This window comes from Pseudotamlana agarivorans, from assembly GCF_001642835.1.
GTDB lineage: Bacteria > Bacteroidota > Bacteroidia > Flavobacteriales > Flavobacteriaceae > Pseudotamlana > Pseudotamlana agarivorans.
The window spans coordinates 200,178-218,409 of record NZ_LXEI01000001.1; the positions used below are offsets into that span (position 1 = coordinate 200,178).

An 18,232-nucleotide genomic window follows, 5' to 3' on the forward strand; every position below is an offset into this window, starting at 1 on the left:
AGACTTTTTCAGTTTAACATAAGATTATAAACAAAAAAAACGTCTAGACTTTTAAAATAAGTACTAGACGTTTAAATTATTTAAATTTAATTGACTTAAGCCATTTCCATATCGAAAGCTTCAGCAATCTCTTTATAAACGATTTCTCCTTTAACAATATTTAATCCTTTTGCTAATGGTGGGTTATTCTCGCAAGCTTTTTCCCAACCTTCATTCGCTAATTTAACAACGTAAGGCAAAGTAACATTGGTTAAAGCCATAGTAGACGTGTAAGGTACTGCACCTGGCATATTTGCTACAGTATAGTGTACTACCTCATCAATAATATAAGTTGGGTCTTGGTGTGTTGTTGGTTTTGTTGTTTCAAAACAACCACCTTGATCTACAGCAACATCAACCATAACGGTTCCCGGCTGCATCTCTTTAAGCATATCTCTTGTAATTAACTTAGGCGCTTTGGCACCTTTAATTAATACACCACCAACGATTAAATCGGCATCTTTAATATGCTTTCTAATATTGTATTCACTAGAAAACTCACTAATAACATTATTTGGCATCGAATCACTCACATAACGTAAAGCTTTCATGTTTATATCCATGATTACGACGTGAGCTCCTAATCCTGCTGCCATTTTAGCCGCTTGATAGCCTACAATACCAGCACCTAAAATAAGTACTTTTGCAGGAGGTACTCCTGGAACACCACCTAATAAAATACCACGACCTTTAATTGGTTTCTCTAAATATTTAGCACCTTGTTGAATAGACATTCTACCTGCTACTTCCGACATCGGAATTAATAATGGCAACGTACCATCGGCATCTTCAACAGTTTCATAAGCAATACAAACCGACTTGCTAGCAATCATCGCGTTTGTTAGCGCTTCACTTGATGCAAAGTGGAAGTAAGTAAACACCACTTGATTTGGCTGAATCAATGAATACTCCGGTTCGATAGGCTCTTTAACCTTTACGATCATTTCAGCGATAGCATAAATCTCTTCAATAGTATCAAGAATTTTAGCTCCAGCTTCCATATAATCTTCATCTAAAAAACCACTGTTAAAACCAGCATTTTTCTGAACGAAAACTTCATGATCTCTTTTAGTCAATTCAAACACCCCAGAAGGCGTCATCCCCACTCTATTCTCGTTGTTTTTTAATTCAATAGGAACACCAATTTTCATAAGCGCATTATTTTAATAAGTTAATTTTTGATAACGGAACAAAGCTAAATTAAATGATTGAAAAAAAGTTCTAAAAGCTGTTTTTTCTTAGATTTTCAATAACAATTTTAACATTTTGTTAATAATTATATAAAGCATACTGATTTACTAGGGATTTTATTACACATTCCATATTTAAATTTCTTGAATGTTTATCGGGCGTTACCACAAGGATCAGGCTATCCGCTACAATCTTTTTTATTTGGTTATTGGTTGGTGGTTTTTAGCTGTAAGCTCGAGTTATTGTTTACTGATTATAAAAAAGGATTTCCACTGCTATCCTTAACGCGAGCATCATGCCTATAAAACAACAAACCCGAAGCCATCGACTTCAGGTTTGTTAATTCAACAATATAATAAAGAAAAGTGAAGTCCAAACTTTGAACTTTCAACTTTCAACTTCTAACTTTTAACTTTTAACTTTTAACTTTTAATATCTAACTTCAACCTACCCTACAATATTCACAATCTTTCCAGGTACCACAATCACTTTTTTAGGCGTTCTACCTTGTAATTGTTCCTGTGTTTTTTCGTGAGCCATCACTGTTTTTTCGATATCCTCTTTACTCATATCTAAAGGCAACTCTAAGGTAAATCGCATTTTACCATTAAATGAAATCGGATAATTTTTAGCACTTTCAACCAAATGACTCGCATCAAATTCTGGGAAAGCAGCTGTCGAAATAGACGTTTCATAACCTAACTGACTCCATAATTCTTCAGCAATATGTGGTGCATACGGCGAAATTAAAACCAATAAAGGTTCTAAAATGTCTTTGCTAGTACATTTTTGAGTACTCAATTCATTTACCGCAATCATAAAGGTTGATACCGACGTATTAAACGAAAAGTTCTCAATATCTTCTTGAACTTTCTTAATCGTTTTGTGTAATGTTTTTAAAGCATCTTTAGTTGCAGGTGCGTCGTTTACTTTTAAACCGTTATCATCGGCATATAATTTCCATAGTTTTTTAAGGAAGTTATGCACACCAGTAATTCCGGCGGTATTCCAAGGCTTGTATTGCTCTAATGGTCCAAGGAACATTTCGTAAAGTCTTAAACTATCGGCACCATATTCGGCAACAATATCATCTGGGTTTACGACGTTGTATTTCGATTTCGACATTTTTTCCACATCGCGACCCACTTTGTAAACTCCATTTTCTAGTATGAATTCGGCATCTTTATAATCTTCACCAAACTCACTATCATTTTTTAAACCTTCAATATCCAATTCATCGGAAGCATTTATATATTTTACTTTCACGTGAATAGGTTGCACATTTTTGTCTTTTGCTAATCCCGCTGAATAATAGATGTTCGTTCCTACTTCTCTATATACAAAAGCACTTGTTCCTAAAATCATCCCTTGGTTGATCAGTTTTTTAGCAAACTCATCAACAGGCACAAAACCTCTATCGAACAGGAATTTTTGCCAGAAACGCGAATACAATAAGTGTCCGGTTGCATGCTCACTTCCACCAATATACAAATCAACATCTTTCCAATAATTCAATGCTTCTTGACTAGCAAATTCATCGGTGTTCGTTGGGTCCATGTAGCGGTTAAAATACCAAGAGCTTCCTGCCCAACCTGGCATAGTGTTCAGTTCTAAAGGATACACGGTTTCATTATCAACCAAATCGTTAGAAACGACTTCATTTTTATTAGTATCCCAAGCCCAAACGGTAGCGTTTCCTAAAGGTGGCTCGCCCGTTTCGGTTGGTAAATATTTTTCTACTTCAGGTAATCTAATCGGTAAATGTTCGGCAGCAATCATTTGTGGCATTCCATCTACATAATACACTGGAAATGGCTCACCCCAGTAGCGCTGACGCGAAAATACCGCATCACGCAAACGGTAATTGGTTTTTCCTTCACCTACACCAAATTGTTCCAATTCGTAAATGGCGCGTTTGGTTGCTTTCTTATAGTTCATCCCGTTAAGGAAATCACTATTAGCAATCACTGTTTTATCTTTATCTGAAAAAGCTTCTTCAGAAATATCGACACCTTCAAAAATATTCGGAATCGGAATATTAAAATGCTTCGCAAAATCGTAATCACGTTGGTCACCACAAGGCACTGACATAACAGCTCCTGTACCGTAGCCAGCTAAAACGTAATCACCAATCCAAACTGGAATCGGCTCTTTTGTAAAAGGGTGTTCCGCGTAAGCGCCAGTAAAAGCACCAGAAATGGTTTTTACATCAGCCATTCTATCACGCTCACTACGTTTAGCAGTCGCTAAAATATAGGCTTCCACTTCTTCCTTTTGTTCAGGTGTGGTTATTTGCGATACCAATTCATGCTCTGGCGCTAAAGTCATAAAACTTACTCCAAAAATGGTATCAGGACGTGTTGTGAATACAGATATGGTTGCTGGTTTTTGGTTATTGGTTATTGGTAGCACGTTAAAAGTAACCGAAGCACCAACCGATTTTCCAATCCAGTTACGCTGACTCTCCTTTAAAGAATCGGTCCAATCAATCGTTTCTAAACCTTGTAGTAAACGCTCGGCATAAGCGGAAATTCGCATACTCCATTGGGTCATTTTTTTACGCACCACAGTATGTCCACCACGCTCTGAAACGCCATTTACAATTTCGTCATTAGCTAAAACAGTTCCTAATGCTGGGCACCAGTTAACTTCAGTTTCAGCTAAGTAAGTTAATCTATATTGTAATAAAATTTCTTCTTGCTCTTTCTTAGAATATGAATTCCACTCTTCAGCAGTAAAAACTTCCGCATTATCAGCACAAACAGCTTCAACATTTTTGTTACCTTCTCCAGCAAACACTTTTATCAAATCGGAAATAGCAAAAGCTTTATTTTCACGCTTACAATACCACGATTCAAACAATTGGATAAAAATCCATTGGGTCCATTTATAGTAACTCGGATCGGAAGTTCTCACTTCACGCGACCAATCGAAAGAAAACCCTATTTGATCTAATTGCCTTCTATACGTTTTTATGTTTTCGGCTGTGGTTATTGCTGGATGCTGTCCTGTTTGAATCGCATATTGCTCGGCAGGTAAACCAAAACTATCGTAACCTTGCGGATGTAACACGTTAAATCCTTGATGACGTTTGTAACGCGCATAAATATCGGAAGCGATATAACCTAACGGGTGCCCAACATGCAATCCAGCACCACTAGGGTAAGGAAACATATCCAAAACATAATATTTTGGTTTTTCGCTGTTGTTTTCGGCTTTAAACGTTTGGTTTTCGGCCCAATATTTTTGCCACTTGGCATCGATTTCGTTGAAATTATACGTCATTATCATCCTTATTTTAAGAAGTTGCAAATTTACGTTTTAATTAGAAACAGGAGGTCTTAATGAATAAAAAATGACTTTCCTTAATCATTTAAATTAATAGAATTACTTTTGACTCGCTATACAATTACTACCTAATACCACATATTTCTTTGATAAAAGCAAACATTATAAAAGCCCATCTTGCATTATTTGGTGCCCATGTTATTTATGCCGCCAATCATTTTATTGCAAAAGGAATCATGCCCGAAAAGTTAGATCCGAGACCCTTTGTGCTATTTCGTGTTTTAGGAGCAGGCATCCTGTTTTGGTGTATTAAATTATTTATTAAAGAAAAGGTTGAAAAGAAAGACTTTTTCAGACTCATACTTTGCGGACTTTTTGGCGCATCATGTAACCAACTGTTTTTCTTTGAAGGACTGAGTAGAACATCGCCTATCGATACGTCCATAATCATGACCTCTTCACCTACCGTTGTATTTATTTTGAGCATGATTTTCTTAAAGGAAAAAACAACCACCAATAAACTCATAGGCTTAAGTATTGGTGCCATTGGTGCTATTGGTTTAGTATGGTATGGCCAAATTGCCGAAGGCACTAGTAGTTTTTTAGGAAACCTCTTTGTTTTTCTAAACGTTGTAAGTTTCTCGCTTTACCAAGTGATTGTAAAACCCTTGATGAAGAAATATCATTTTATAACCATCATTAGTTGGGTGTTTCTATTCGGACTCCTGTTTATGCTTCCAATTGGTTTAAACGATGCTGTTTCTAATACAGATTACAGTCTTTTTAACACAAACACCTTCCTGGTTATTGGCTATGTTATCGTGTTCACCACCTTTTTAACCTTTCTATTTAACATCTATGCATTACGCCAAGTGTCGCCGTCGGTAGCAGGAAGTTACACCTACATACAACCTGCGGTTAGTTTTGCTATCGTCTTGATGTTGTCGTACTTTTTAGATAACAACACCTACAGTGAAGATATAAATATTGTAAAGGTAATTTCCTGTCTTTTTGTAATTATTGGTGTGTATTTAATTAGTAAAAAAACAAAGTCTTCAGCATAATTGTTTAATGGTTTTACAACACACCAGTCCTAAACACAAAGTGTTGCCGTTCATTTTTTCCATTGATGAAAAAACGAACCAAAAAAATCTAGGCTTACGAACCTTTATCTAAATTTTTCGTTCGACACCTAAATTTCAGGAACTCGCTAGAACAATTGGTGTTTAATTTAAAATTCGTTTAGCTCAAACAGCCTGAAATTTTAAGGTGTTTTCACTTCAAATTTCACGATAAATTTTCGATAGGCCATATAAGCCATGTTATAAAAAACAATCCATCACCTATTATTTAAAAGAGGTTCTATTGAATATTGATTCTAATAAAATTTTACAAAAACCGCTTAGGTAGGTACAAGTTTCACAACATTATTAATTTGTTTTGGTTTATATAAATACAGATTAATAATACTTTAGTATTTTTACATCATTAATCCAAATTCTTCTATGAGTTCATCTTTTGAAAGGCACCAAAAACGCAGACTTATCTCCTCATACTTTTCTGTAGTTTTGAGTATTGCTCTGGTTTTATTTTTATTAGGACTATTAGGTTTGCTAATTCTTAATGCCAAAAAAGTGTCCGATCACTTTAAAGAACAAGTGGTAGTTACCATATATTTAAAGGACACTGCCAAAGATGTTGAAACCAAACAACTAGAGAAAAGTTTGGCCATGGCCGAATATGTTAAAACAACTAAATACGTTTCAAAAGAAGAAGCTGCCGAGTTTATGAAGGCCGAAAACGGCGAAGATTTTATGGATTTTGTAGGCTATAACCCATTACAAAACTCTATAGACGTTTACCTTAAAGCCGATTATGTAACCTCTGAACATCTTGAAAAAATTTCAGCGGAAGCTTTAAATAAAGACTTCGTAGAAGAGGTAACCTACGATAATGACTTGGTTAATTTGATGAACGACAACGTTAAAAAAATTAGTTTTTGGGTACTCATTATCAGTAGTATTTTCACTTTAATTGCGGTTTTATTGATAAACAGTTCCATCCGATTAGCGGTTTACTCCAAGCGTTTTACTATTAAAACCATGCAAATGGTTGGTGCAACCAAACAATTTATTAGACGACCATTTGTTTGGCAAAGTGTAAAACTTGGTATTATTGGTGCTATTTTAGCGCTTATAGGCATGGCCGTAGTACTTTACTATTTAGACAAAACCTTTATAGAACTCAACCTCTTAGGGCAACCTATTTTTGTAGCTATGCTATTTGCTTTTATTTTCGGATTAGGCATTATAATCACTTGGATTAGTACCTATTTTGCAACACAACGCTTCTTAAATTTAAGAACCGATCAATTATATTATTAAATCTGATAAGCAAAATATTAGAAAGAGATTAACACGTTAATTTTAAATAAATCTTTTACTTTGCACTAAATATTCGGCAGAATTACAATTATGGGAGAAAAAAAACGAAAAGAAGCAACAAAACCAGTTTTTGTATTTGGAAAGAAAAACTATAAATTCATGTTTATTGGTTTAGCCGTTATCGCTCTTGGGTTTATTTTAATGGCTGGCGGTGGCAGCGACGATCCCAACGTTTTTAATCCAGAAATTTTTAGCTGGAGACGTATTCGTTTAGCACCAACTTTAGTGCTTATCGGTTTTGGAATTCAAATTTATGCCATTCTTTTAAATCCGGATAAAGAGTAAATCACAGGCGTTTTTTAGCAAATACTCGAGCCATTTCAACAAGATACGCTTTACCATTTTCCATGGCATCGTTTAAATTTTTTGAGTAGTTTAAAACGTCATCTGCGTAATCTATCCCGAAGTCTTTTAATTTATTTTCATCTAAATCGATGGCTCCACATAATGCGGCGACTTTTATTTTTTTCGCTTTCGCGGAATCAAGCACGCCACGAATCGTCTTTCCAGACAAGGTTTGAACATCCAACTTCCCTTCACCCGTAATTAGCCACTCGGCATCTTGAATTTGATGATCAAAATCTGCTAAATCCTTCACCAAAGTAATTCCAGGCTCCAAAACACCATTTAAAAACACTTTGGATGCGATACCCATACCTCCTGCTGCACCACCCCCTTTTACAGATTGCACATCCATATTAAAATGATTATCGAGAACTTCTGAAAAATCTTGCAACCCCTGTTCTAGCAATACCCTATCTTTTTTGTTTGCGCCTTTTTGTTTGGCGTAAACCTGAACGGCTCCGTTTTTCCCATGTAATGAATTTTCAACATCGCAGGCTATTTGAAACTTAACCGACTTTAATTTAGCATGAATATTGGAAGTATCAATCCTTTTTATTTTAGATAAGTTGGCGCCAATAGGTTTTACTTCTTTATCGTTTTCATCTAAAAACCGGTAACCTAAAGCCGTTGCCATACCAATGCCACAATCGTTTGTCGCACTTCCTCCTATTCCTAAAATAATTTGTTCAGCGCCTCGATTTAAAGCATCAACAATCAATTCGCCAGTTCCTAAAGTCGTGGTATTTTTACAGTCTAGTTGTTCATGTTTCAGTAGCTTTATTCCTGAAGCTTCAGCCATTTCAATAAAAGCTGTTTTAGATTTTTCAGCAAATAAATAAGAAGCAGAAATCCAATCAAAAAACGGATTATGAACCTGAACAGAAACAAATTCCCCTTTCAAATAAAAATTAATAATATCAATGGTGCCATCGCCACCATCGGCAAGCGGTAATGTGACGACTTTTAAATCTGGACGGATTTCTTTCAGCCCAGCCTCAACGGCCTTACAGAATTCAAATCCTGAAACCGAATTTTTAAACTTGTCAGGTGCTAGTATTATTTTCATTACTTAAAAATAAACAATATTAACCACACACCCCTTAATCCCCTCTTACTAGAGGGGAAACTGTTACGCTTTAGTTTCTCTTCTAAAAAGGATGAACTAAAGGAGGTGTAAACCCGTACGACCAAAAATAAAATATGAGCTAAAATCAAAAACCCCAAAAACACACCCCTTAACCCCCTGTTACTAGATGGAAAACTATTGCGCTTGAGTTTCCCTCCTAAAAAGGAAGGACTAAGGGAGGTGTGAACACAACCTACTGCATAGATTCTAAAATAACCTTTTATTATTTAGGAACATCTGTTGAATATAGGAGTATTTTAATATTTTAGCGCCATGGAAATTATAGATGCAATTATTTTAGGTATCATTCAGGGACTTACTGAATTTTTACCCGTTTCTTCAAGTGGTCATTTAGAAATAGGAAAAGCTATTTTAGGCGAAGACCTAGAAGCCGAAACCAGTTTACTTTTTACGGTCGTATTACATTTCGCTACGGCTTTAAGTACTTTAGTAGTTTTTAGAAAGGACATTTTAGACCTTATTAAAGGTGCTCTTAAATTTCAATGGAACGAAGATTTGCAATTTGTAACCAAAATTGTCATTTCTATGATTCCTGCCGTTATTGTAGGCTTATTTTTTGAAGAACAATTAGAGCAACTTTTTGGCGGTAACATCATGTTGGTTGGATTTATGCTCATTATTACGGCCATATTGCTATACTTTGCCGATAAAGCCAAAAACACCAATAAAAAAGTGTCTTTTAAAGATGCTTTTATCATAGGTGTTTCACAAGCCATTGCGATGCTTCCAGGTATTTCTCGTTCGGGAGCCACCATTTCCACCTCTGTGTTATTAGGAAATGACAAGACAAAAGCCGCTCGTTTTTCATTTTTAATGGTCGTTCCCTTAATTTTTGGTAAAATTGCTAAAGATGTACTTAGTGGTGATTTAGCTTATGACAGCAGTAATTTCACTTCCCTTTCCATAGGGTTTGTTGCTGCTTTTATTGCTGGACTTTTTGCCTGCACATGGATGATTGCCTTAGTTAAGAAAAGTAAACTTATATATTTCGCCATTTACTGTGCCATTGTAGGCCTAATTGCCGTATTATTTTCAATGTTAAATGCCTAATGAAAACCCTTGAAGATTATCAATCTGGACAAGTTTTGCTTATCGACAAACCTTTAAATTGGACTTCCTTTCAAGTGGTTAATAAGCTACGTTGGGAAATAAGACAAGCCTTCAAAATAAAAAAGATAAAAGTAGGTCATGCCGGAACTTTAGATCCGCTTGCTACAGGTTTATTAGTGCTTTGTACAGGAAAAATGACCAAGCAAATTGACACCTTTCAAGGGCAAATTAAAGAATACACGGGTACTATTGTTTTAGGGAGTACGACCCCATCATTCGATCTAGAAACCGACATTGATAAAACCTATCCTACGGCACACATTACAGAAGACTTAATTAAAGAAACCACCCAACAATTTATAGGGGACATTCAACAATACCCACCAGTATTTTCAGCTTTAAAAAAAGACGGAAAACGCTTGTATGAATTCGCCAGAGCTGGAGAAGATGTGGAGATAAAACCCCGTACCGTTTCAATTTCTGAATTTGAAATCACAAATATTGATGGAAATTATATATCTTTCAGAGTTGTTTGTAGCAAAGGCACTTATATTCGTTCCTTAGCCAACGATTTTGGAAAAGCCCTAAACTCGGGTGCGCACCTTTCTTCCCTCAGGCGTACTAAAATAGGTGATTTTAAGGTTGAAAACGCTACGAGCATTGAAGCCTTTATCGAATCGCTAAAAAACTGATTAATTTAATTTTACGTATATTAAATAAACGCAAACTCATAATAATCAAAGATTTGAATCTTACAAATCAACATAGAGCCCTACTTATCACCCTTCTAATTTCTGGAACGGTCATTCTTATGGTTTTTAATTTAAGTCTGAATAAAAAAAAGGAGTTCGCCTCAGAGAGTTACTACGAAATAGAACCCGAAAAAGAGCCCACTCTTGAAGAATTAAAAGCAATCGAAGCCTTAGAAAATCAGAATCAAGCTAAAGCAGAAACTAATAACGCTTTTAATGAAACTGAAAAAGTAAAGCATTTTGCACAAGCCTTTAAGCCTATTGCGCCACCTGAAGACTATCAACCCAAATCTGAAGACCAAGGAGATGCATCGGAGACAAGTGAAAAAACAGATTTAAAACCAGACACAGACGCTTCTTTAAACCAAGAAGAACTGGCTAAATTTAGTAAGGTTAATGAATTGCTTAAAAAACAACGTTCGCAAAACAATTCGCGTAGTAGCATTAGTTTTTCGTTACCTAACCGTACAAAAATTTACATACCAATTCCGATTTATCTATGTGAGGTAGACGGAAAAATTATAGTTAATGTCACCGTTAATGCCAATGGCGATGTGGTTGATTCGTATGTAAACACCTCATCAACTTCTGACAACGAATGTTTAATAGAACGCGCTTTAGAGTACGCCAATCAATCGCGATTTAGCAAGGACCCTAATCAAAAAAGCCAATTAGGAACAATTACTTTTATGTTTGTTGGCAAACGGTAGTTTGTAACTTTGTAAGCATTTGAATAACATCTTCGATAACATTTTGCCCTTTATTATCATTATACCAATGCTGTAAATCGGCCTTAAAAGCAGGTGTTAGTTTTCCATTTTTAGCGATAAAGCGTTTCACATAATTTGCAGCTTCACTAGGTCTTGGCCCATAGGTATCAAGAACCTCTCCTGTTAGGTTATCAATTACAATTAATTTCGGAATGGAAGCACTGCCTTTGGTTAAAAACAAATCCATAAGTTGCAAATTTTCATCTCGAATAACCACTTTAAAATCAATATTCTCGCTTAATGAAGCCAATTTATTCAAGACAGGTAATACGTGTGCCGCATCGCCACACCAACTTTCGGTAATGACCAACCAGGTGACCTTTTGCTGAAATTCAGCCATACAATCTTTCGCTTCTTGGGTAATCCTTACGGTTTTATCCCAACGCTTCATTCGTCTGTCATTCAATTTCGTGTAATCGGCTAATTCTTCCGATTTATTAACGCCAGTGTTCGAATGCTCATCAACTAATTGTTTTACTAAAGCACGGTACGCTTCATAGGACATGCTACGCTCTAAACTTTCTTTAATAATGGATTTCATAGGCCTTATATTTAAAATGGAAAATAACTTAACACGGCAAAATTAGTATCTTAACAAGATATTTTTGATGACATTTGTCATAATTCAAATTTAAAATCAACACAATCAATCATATGAACCCAAAAAAAAGATGCTCATGGTGTGAAGGCGATACGCTTTACGAAGCCTATCATGATGAAGAATGGGGCGTTCCTGTTCATGACGACCATTTACTTTTTGAATTCTTAATTTTAGAAACTTTTCAAGCAGGACTGAGTTGGATTACCATTTTACGAAAGCGCGAAAATTTCCGAAAAGCTTTTGATGGATTTGATTATAAAAAAATAGTCAACTATTCACAAGATAAAATGGACGCTCTGCTTTTAGACGCCGGTATCATCAGGAATCGATTAAAAATAAAAGCGACCATAACCAATGCCCAGGCTTTTATGAAAATACAAGAGGAATTTGGAAGTTTTAACAACTATATATGGGGATTTGTAAATGGAAAACCCATAATAAACAATTTTAAAACCATGGAAGACGTCCCAGCTAACACCCCGCTGAGTGACACTATAAGCAAGGACTTAAAAAAACGTGGCTTTAAGTTCGTGGGATCAACCGTGATCTATGCTCACATGCAAGCTACAGGTATGGTTAACGACCATATGGTACATTGTTTTAGATACAAAGAAGTTTAAACCACTTCATTTTTTAATGTTTCACCGTTTTTGAAGGCTTTAATATTTTCTAAGGTTGTGGTTGCAATTTCAAACATGGCTTCTTTTGTGAAAAAAGCTTGATGAGACGTTATTAAAACATTTGGAAAGCTATTTAGACGCAACAATAAGTCGTCATGAATGATGCTCTCCGACAAGTCTTCATAAAATAAATTTTCTTCTTGCTCATAAACATCGATCCCCAAATACCCTATTTTATTCTGAGATAAGGCATCGATAGCATCAGCTGTGTCAATTAAAGCCCCTCGGCTTGTATTAATAATCATCACGCCATCTTTCATCAGTTTTAAAGAATCTTTATTGATGATATGCTTCGTAGATTCCAGCAACGGACAATGTAATGAAATCACATCCGATTGTTTGAACAATTCTTCTAAGGACACATATTTAACTCCTTGTTCAATTAACTTATCTGAAGGATACACATCATAGGCTAAAATCTCGCAGCCAAATCCGCTTAAAACCTTACAAAAAGTAGCACCAATTTTCCCTGTACCAATAACTCCAATGGTTTTATTACTTAAGTTGAAACCAATGAGTTTATTAAGAGAAAAGTTACCCTCACGAACTCTGTTATAGGCCTTATGAGTTTTACGATTTAGAGTTAAAATTAAAGCCAAAGCATGTTCAGCTATAGCTTCTGGAGAATAGGCTGGTACACGAACCACCTTAATATCATACTTTTTTGCAGCATCTAAATCTACATTATTAAATCCTGCACAACGCAAGGCAATTAATTTGATGTTATTTTCGGCTAAAACAGCCATGGTTTTAGCATTTAATTTATCGTTCACGAAAGAGCAAATCGCATCAAAACCTTTGGTTAAATTGGCTGTATGACTATCAAGAGATGTTTCGAAGAAGGTAAAATCAAAATTGTAATCGGCATTATATTTCTCAAAATATTCCTGATCGTATGGTTTTGAACTAAATAAGGCGATTTTCATATAGCAAGCTTTTTCAAATTTTTAATGAAGATAACAAATTATTAAAAACCTAGCCTTCCAGATATTTTAAGAAAGTGGCTCGATTCATATTTTCGGCCCCTAAACTTGCCAAGTGAGACGTATAAACCTGGCAATCAATCAATTTATAATGATGATTTTGAATCAATGAAATGAATCCTACTTTACTGGCATTACTCACTTTAGAAAACATGCTTTCGCCACAAAAAACGCCGTTTCCTAGATCGATGCCATAAAGCCCGCCCACCAATTCATCATCTTTCCAAACCTCAACCGATTTAGTATAACCCAATTCATGAAGCTTGGTATAAGCAGAAATCATACTTTGAGTAATCCAAGTATCCTCTTGACCTTCACGTTTTATTTTGGAGCAGGATTGCATCACCTCAACGAATGCCTTATTTTCAGTAACCTTAAAACCGCCATTCCTTAGCACTTGTCGCATGCTTTTGGAAACTTTTAAACGTTCTGGAAACAAAACAAAGCGCGGATTTGGCGACCACCATAAAATAGGTTCATCCTGACTAAACCAAGGAAAAATACCGCTGCGATAAGCCAACAGCAAACGCTCAACCGATAAATCGCCACCAACAGCTAGTAAACCGTGGACAAAAGCTTCACTAACGTCTGGAAACCACAAGTCTTTAGAGAGGTAGTACATATTAAATTTCTAAAAAAACAAAACCTCAACATGATTAAACATTGAGGTTTTATAATATATGATATTTACGCTTTCGCGGAAATGAATGCGTTTACATTTTAGAAAGGTAAATCGTCTGAATCATCTTCTTTTAAATCACCTGCAGGCTCAAAAGCATCTGCTGGTGGTACAGGAGGCATGTTTGCTCCTCCGGCTTCAGCCTGAAGCGCCTCGATTCTCCATCCTTGAATAGAGTTAAAGTATTTGGTTTCACCTTGAGGGTTTACCCACTCTCTACCACGTAGGTTAATACTAATTTTTACTTGTTGTCCAACTTGGTAATTATTTAATAAATCGGTTTTATCTTGAACAAACTCCACCATAATATGCTGTGGGTATTGCTCGTCTGTAGTGACTACAATTTCTCTTTTTCTAAACCCGTTACTTCCGAATGATTGTGTCTCTCCAACCATTTTAATTCTTCCTTGAACTTCCATTTACTCGTATTTATATTTGATTTTATTTCTTTAACTAAGAACTTAAGACCACCGGTCTTCATTTATTGTGGTAATATGTAATGCTATAAAATTAATATCCAGTAAGATACTAACTTATAGACACAAACGAAAAAATCCTGTAATTTATTGGCGAAATGCCTTTTTAGATTTACGTAGAATATTTACCCCAATATATCTGCACAAAACTAATTAAAAAAAACATGAAAAATGAATCTAGTTTTCAACAATAACAAAATCCTATTTTATCATTTTTCACATATCAAGGGATAACCCATTCATAGCGGCGTATCGCACAGAAAATCATTTTGCCAATTGTTTACGCAATAATATTAGCAGATTTACATTATATTACCGATCAAATTTTAGAATTAATGATTTTTGCAAAGTATAGCAATACATTTCGTTGGGCGATTATTATCGCATCTTTCGCTATTGTCTCTCTCATTTTATGGAAAACCTATGAGTTCTTTCAGCATTTTAAAGAGGAAGAGCGCATAAAAATGGAGATTTGGTCCTTTGCTCAAACCGATTTAATTAATTCGGACGACAATACCAATCTGGATCTCACCCTTAAAGTCCTTAACAGCAATACCACAACTCCGGTATTAGAAATTAACAAGGACGGCAGTATTGGCAGTTACCTCAATATTGACGACGAACGTTTTTCAGACCAAAAATATGTCAACCAATTAATTGCGACTTTTAAAAGTGAAAACACACCCATTGAGGTAGTTTTTGAAAACGAATTAAACAGCACCATTTACTACGGAAACTCCCCTTTAATTAACAAACTCAAGTACTATCCCTTAGCCTTGTTGCTTATTGTTTTTCTTTTCGGAGCTGTTATTTTCTTCTTTTATCGCAGTAATAAAAATGCCACCCAAAATAAATTATGGTCGGGTATGGCAAAGGAAACAGCACATCAAATAGGCACACCGCTTTCTTCGTTAATTGGATGGACCGAAATTTTAAAAACAGAAAATGTGGATCCCGATTATATCATGGAGATGGAAAAGGACATCGAACGCTTAAAAACCATTACCGAGCGTTTTAGTAAAATAGGCTCCCTACCCACCCTAGAACGATCGGATATCGTAGAGGAAACCATAAAATCGTATGACTACTTAAAAGCCAGATCATCCGATCTTATAGAATTTGAAATTCGTGTGCCAAAAGAAAAAATTTTTATAAATTTAAACAAACAACTATACAGTTGGGTTATTGAAAATTTAGTAAAAAATGGAATTGATGCCATGAAAGGTCGCGGTAAGCTTCTTATTGAGATTACTCAGCTTGAAAATCAGGTAAAAATCTGTGTTACCGATACTGGAAAAGGACTTGCAAAAAAGCATTTTTCAAAAATTTTCGAACCTGGTTACACCACGAAAAAACGTGGTTGGGGCCTAGGATTATCATTAATAAAGCGTATTATTGAAGATTTCCATGACGGAAAAATTAAAGTATTACAATCTGAAATTGGAAAAGGAACCACTTTCCAAATCAGTTTAAAAAACACCTTATAACCATGCCAGAAAAACTAATCGACATTAAAGAAGTGCCCCTAAATAACAATTGTCCCGAATGTTACAACACAAAGGGATTGCATTTACTTTTTAAGCAGAAAGTGGTAGAAACCGCCTTTTATAAAGCGATTACTTCTGAAATTCACCATGAATTAAACTGCAAAACTTGCGAAACCGCGATTTATCCAGAACAATGGACTGATGATATTGATCGTGTTGTAGATTATCAGAAAAAAGTATTTGTTCCAAAAACTCCCTTCAGAAAAATAAAGCAAATGACTTGGGCTTTAATTGCTGGCGGGCTCTCTATAATTGGGATTGGTGTTTCTGTATTCGTTTTATAATTGAGCATGAATGGCATCAGCCAATGCTTGAAACTCCTCTGTAGACATACTTACTTTTTTTATAAAACGCGCATCATCCATAGTTTGTAAAGGAATAAGGTGCACATGAACATGAGGAACTTCTAAACCAATCACACTAACACCTATACGCTTACAAGGCACTGCTTTTTCTAAGGCCAAAGCAACCGTTCTAGAAAAGGCCATTAAACCGTTATAAGTGGCTTCATCTAAATCAAATAATTTATCAACTTCCTTTTTAGGAATACACAACGTATGCCCTTTGGCATTCGGATTAACATCCAAGAAAGCTAAAAAGTCATCGGTTTCGGCAACCTTATAACAAGGGATTTCGCCATTTACTATTTTAGTGAAAATTGAAGCCATAATATGGTGGTTTAATTTAAGCGTTCATGTAAATATAAAAAGAAAATCCATTAGATTAGCTAACCTAATGGAGTGTTTGTCAGGCTGAGCCTGTCGAAGACCTTATTAACGATGCGTGATCAAGATATTTCGACAGGCTCAATATGACGTAGAATTTAACTCTTCAAAAATCTATCTTGAAATTTCAATAATATCGAATTTCATTACCCCATTAGGCACTTGAATTTCGGCAACATCTCCAACCGATTTTCCTAATAAGCCTTTTCCTATAGGTGAATTTACAGAAATTTTTCCTGAGGCTAAATTAGCTTCACCATCGGCAACTAAGGTATAGTTCATTTCCATACCATTTGTTTGGTTCTTAATTTTCACTTTAGAAAGCACTAAAACTTTGGATGTATCCATTTGCGATTCATCAATAACACGTGCTCCTGCTAAAGCATCCTCTAACTTGGAAATTCGCATTTCTAACATGCCTTGTGCTTCCTTAGCAGCATCATATTCGGCATTTTCACTTAAATCTCCTTTATCTCTTGCTTCAGCTATCGCTTTTGATGCTTTTACACGCTCAACATCCTTAAGTTGCCTTAATTCATCTCTTAATTTTTTTAATCCCTCTGGTGTATAGTACGATGCTTTACTCATAACTTCATTATTTAACATTATAAAAGATGCTGAAATACTCCAACAAAACGGCGTCAAAGGATTCAGCAAACAAAAAAATCCCGTTTTCACGAGATTGTCCAACAAATATACAAAATATTTAAATCATTTATTTTTTAATATTTTAAAAGTACATTCGTTATCTCTTACATGTAACCCTAGGAAAGCAGAAATAAACGCCAGTTGATTTGCTTTTTATTGTTACATTGCCATTTATTTTACGACTATGAAATCACTTTATTTTATACTTTTTTTTACTGTATTATTAGCTTGTAGCAGCGATAATAACAACGATAACAATTGTAATTACTTACTAGACATTAATGTGAATTACAGTGTCGATTTAACCCTACCACAATACTCAACACTGAATAGCCCAGGTAATTCCATATACATTCCTAATGTGGGAAACAGAGGGATTATTTTAGCCAATACCGGCGCCAATATTTTGGCTTGGGATGCTAGCGACCCAAACCATGCACCAAGCGAATGCTCGGCAATTATTCCAGATGGTCTTTTTGGCACATGTGGCTGTGGTGATGATAACCGCTATAATTTTATAACTGGAGAAGCAGACAACAACGATGCCTTAACTTGTGCCTTAAAATTCTACCCTGCGAACCGTAGTGGCAATATTCTTTATATTTCGAATTAACTTATTTATTATAAATAGCTAAAAAAGACCTTTCAGGTTTTAAAAACCTGAAAGGTCTGATAAACGATTTTTAAATCATTGCCGTCCTATGTAAAAAGTACTACTGTTCATTTTTTCCATTGATGAAAAAACGAACCAAAAAAATCTAGGCTTACGAACCTTTATCTAAATTTTTTGTTCGACACCTAAATTTCAGGAACTCGCAAGGATGATTATTGTATAATTTAAAATTCGTTTAGCTCAAACAGCCTGAA

19 protein-coding genes are annotated in these 18,232 nt (G+C 35.4%); 10 read left to right on the forward strand and 9 right to left on the reverse strand.

What is annotated here, in order from left to right; translation table 11 throughout:
- Positions 1-95: 95 nt before the first annotated feature.
- Both ald and leuS read right to left on the reverse strand, forming a co-directional pair.
- Positions 96-1,190 carry an alanine dehydrogenase gene (gene ald / locus A6I66_RS00865; RefSeq protein WP_067144839.1) on the reverse strand — a complete coding sequence of 365 codons (1,095 nt, stop codon included), beginning with the start codon at positions 1,188-1,190 and terminating at the stop codon, positions 96-98.
- Between the two features lie 487 nt (positions 1,191-1,677).
- Positions 1,678-4,515, reverse strand: coding sequence for a leucine--tRNA ligase (gene leuS / locus A6I66_RS00870; protein WP_067144840.1), 2,838 nt, complete (start codon positions 4,513-4,515; stop codon positions 1,678-1,680).
- Positions 4,516-4,664: 149 nt separating this feature from the next.
- On the opposite strand from leuS, the gene A6I66_RS00875 reads away from it, so the two are divergent.
- From A6I66_RS00875 to A6I66_RS00885, 3 genes are all read left to right on the forward strand, one after another.
- Positions 4,665-5,582 carry a DMT family transporter gene (locus A6I66_RS00875; RefSeq protein WP_084399369.1) on the forward strand — a complete coding sequence of 306 codons (918 nt, stop codon included), beginning with the start codon at positions 4,665-4,667 and terminating at the stop codon, positions 5,580-5,582.
- 441 nt (positions 5,583-6,023) lie between these two features.
- Positions 6,024-6,902, forward strand: coding sequence for a cell division protein FtsX (locus A6I66_RS00880; protein WP_067144841.1), 879 nt, complete (start codon positions 6,024-6,026; stop codon positions 6,900-6,902).
- Between the two features lie 90 nt (positions 6,903-6,992).
- Entirely contained in the window at positions 6,993-7,247 is a 255-nt protein-coding gene (locus tag A6I66_RS00885; protein WP_067144842.1) for a DUF3098 domain-containing protein, read from the forward strand.
- A 1-nt stretch (position 7,248) separates the two neighbouring features.
- On the opposite strand, the gene A6I66_RS00890 is transcribed toward A6I66_RS00885, so the two are convergent.
- On the reverse strand, positions 7,249-8,373 hold the full coding sequence (locus A6I66_RS00890; protein ID WP_067144843.1) for a glycerate kinase: 1,125 nt from the start codon (positions 8,371-8,373) through the stop codon (positions 7,249-7,251).
- A 333-nt stretch (positions 8,374-8,706) separates the two neighbouring features.
- Here A6I66_RS00890 and A6I66_RS00895 point away from each other — a divergent pair, with 333 nt between their 5' ends.
- From A6I66_RS00895 to A6I66_RS00905, 3 genes are read left to right on the forward strand one after another with little or no spacing between them, the layout of a single operon-like run.
- The gene (locus tag A6I66_RS00895) at positions 8,707-9,504 is read left to right on the forward strand and encodes an undecaprenyl-diphosphate phosphatase (RefSeq protein ID WP_067144844.1); all 798 of its coding nucleotides are present in this window, start codon (positions 8,707-8,709) and stop codon (positions 9,502-9,504) included.
- Positions 9,504-10,196 carry a tRNA pseudouridine(55) synthase TruB gene (gene truB / locus A6I66_RS00900; protein WP_067144845.1) on the forward strand — a complete coding sequence of 231 codons (693 nt, stop codon included), beginning with the start codon at positions 9,504-9,506 and terminating at the stop codon, positions 10,194-10,196. The genes A6I66_RS00895 and truB overlap by 1 nt, the downstream gene beginning before the upstream one ends.
- A gap of 53 nt (positions 10,197-10,249) precedes the next feature.
- Positions 10,250-10,966 carry a hypothetical protein gene (locus A6I66_RS00905; protein WP_067144846.1) on the forward strand — a complete coding sequence of 239 codons (717 nt, stop codon included), beginning with the start codon at positions 10,250-10,252 and terminating at the stop codon, positions 10,964-10,966.
- Here A6I66_RS00905 and A6I66_RS00910 read toward each other — a convergent pair.
- Positions 10,944-11,567 (reverse strand): thioredoxin family protein, encoded by a 624-nt coding sequence (locus A6I66_RS00910; protein WP_067144847.1) that lies wholly within the window; start codon positions 11,565-11,567, stop codon positions 10,944-10,946. The two genes, A6I66_RS00905 and A6I66_RS00910, sit on opposite strands and share 23 nt — an antisense overlap.
- Positions 11,568-11,680: 113 nt before the next feature.
- On the opposite strand from A6I66_RS00910, the gene A6I66_RS00915 reads away from it, so the two are divergent.
- Positions 11,681-12,247, forward strand: coding sequence for a DNA-3-methyladenine glycosylase I (locus A6I66_RS00915; RefSeq protein WP_067144848.1), 567 nt, complete (start codon positions 11,681-11,683; stop codon positions 12,245-12,247).
- Here the strand turns inward: A6I66_RS00915 and A6I66_RS00920 are convergent.
- From A6I66_RS00920 to A6I66_RS00930, 3 genes are all read right to left on the reverse strand, one after another.
- Positions 12,244-13,233 (reverse strand): 2-hydroxyacid dehydrogenase, encoded by a 990-nt coding sequence (locus A6I66_RS00920; RefSeq protein ID WP_067144849.1) that lies wholly within the window; start codon positions 13,231-13,233, stop codon positions 12,244-12,246. The two genes, A6I66_RS00915 and A6I66_RS00920, sit on opposite strands and share 4 nt — an antisense overlap.
- Before the next feature lie 49 nt (positions 13,234-13,282).
- On the reverse strand, positions 13,283-13,912 hold the full coding sequence (aat, locus tag A6I66_RS00925) for a leucyl/phenylalanyl-tRNA--protein transferase (RefSeq protein ID WP_067144850.1): 630 nt from the start codon (positions 13,910-13,912) through the stop codon (positions 13,283-13,285).
- A gap of 98 nt (positions 13,913-14,010) precedes the next feature.
- Complete coding sequence (locus A6I66_RS00930) at positions 14,011-14,388, reverse strand: DUF3127 domain-containing protein (RefSeq protein WP_067144851.1); 378 nt, start codon at positions 14,386-14,388, stop codon at positions 14,011-14,013.
- A gap of 392 nt (positions 14,389-14,780) precedes the next feature.
- On the opposite strand from A6I66_RS00930, the gene A6I66_RS00935 reads away from it, so the two are divergent.
- Positions 14,781-15,932: a sensor histidine kinase gene (locus A6I66_RS00935; protein WP_067145576.1), complete on the forward strand. Its 1,152-nt coding sequence runs from the start codon at positions 14,781-14,783 to the stop codon at positions 15,930-15,932.
- A 2-nt stretch (positions 15,933-15,934) separates the two neighbouring features.
- Entirely contained in the window at positions 15,935-16,276 is a 342-nt protein-coding gene (locus tag A6I66_RS00940) for a hypothetical protein (RefSeq protein ID WP_067144852.1), read from the forward strand.
- On the opposite strand, the gene A6I66_RS00945 is transcribed toward A6I66_RS00940, so the two are convergent.
- Both A6I66_RS00945 and greA read right to left on the reverse strand, forming a co-directional pair.
- Positions 16,271-16,660, reverse strand: a complete 390-nt coding sequence (locus tag A6I66_RS00945; protein WP_067144853.1) for an HIT family protein — start codon at positions 16,658-16,660, stop codon at positions 16,271-16,273. The two genes, A6I66_RS00940 and A6I66_RS00945, sit on opposite strands and share 6 nt — an antisense overlap.
- A 171-nt stretch (positions 16,661-16,831) precedes the next feature.
- Positions 16,832-17,305: a transcription elongation factor GreA gene (gene greA, locus A6I66_RS00950; protein WP_067145578.1), complete on the reverse strand. Its 474-nt coding sequence runs from the start codon at positions 17,303-17,305 to the stop codon at positions 16,832-16,834.
- A 244-nt stretch (positions 17,306-17,549) separates the two neighbouring features.
- Between greA and A6I66_RS00955 the strand changes: the two genes are divergently transcribed.
- On the forward strand, positions 17,550-17,978 hold the full coding sequence (locus A6I66_RS00955) for a Rieske (2Fe-2S) protein (protein ID WP_067144854.1): 429 nt from the start codon (positions 17,550-17,552) through the stop codon (positions 17,976-17,978).
- The last annotated feature ends 254 nt before the right edge of the window (positions 17,979-18,232 follow it).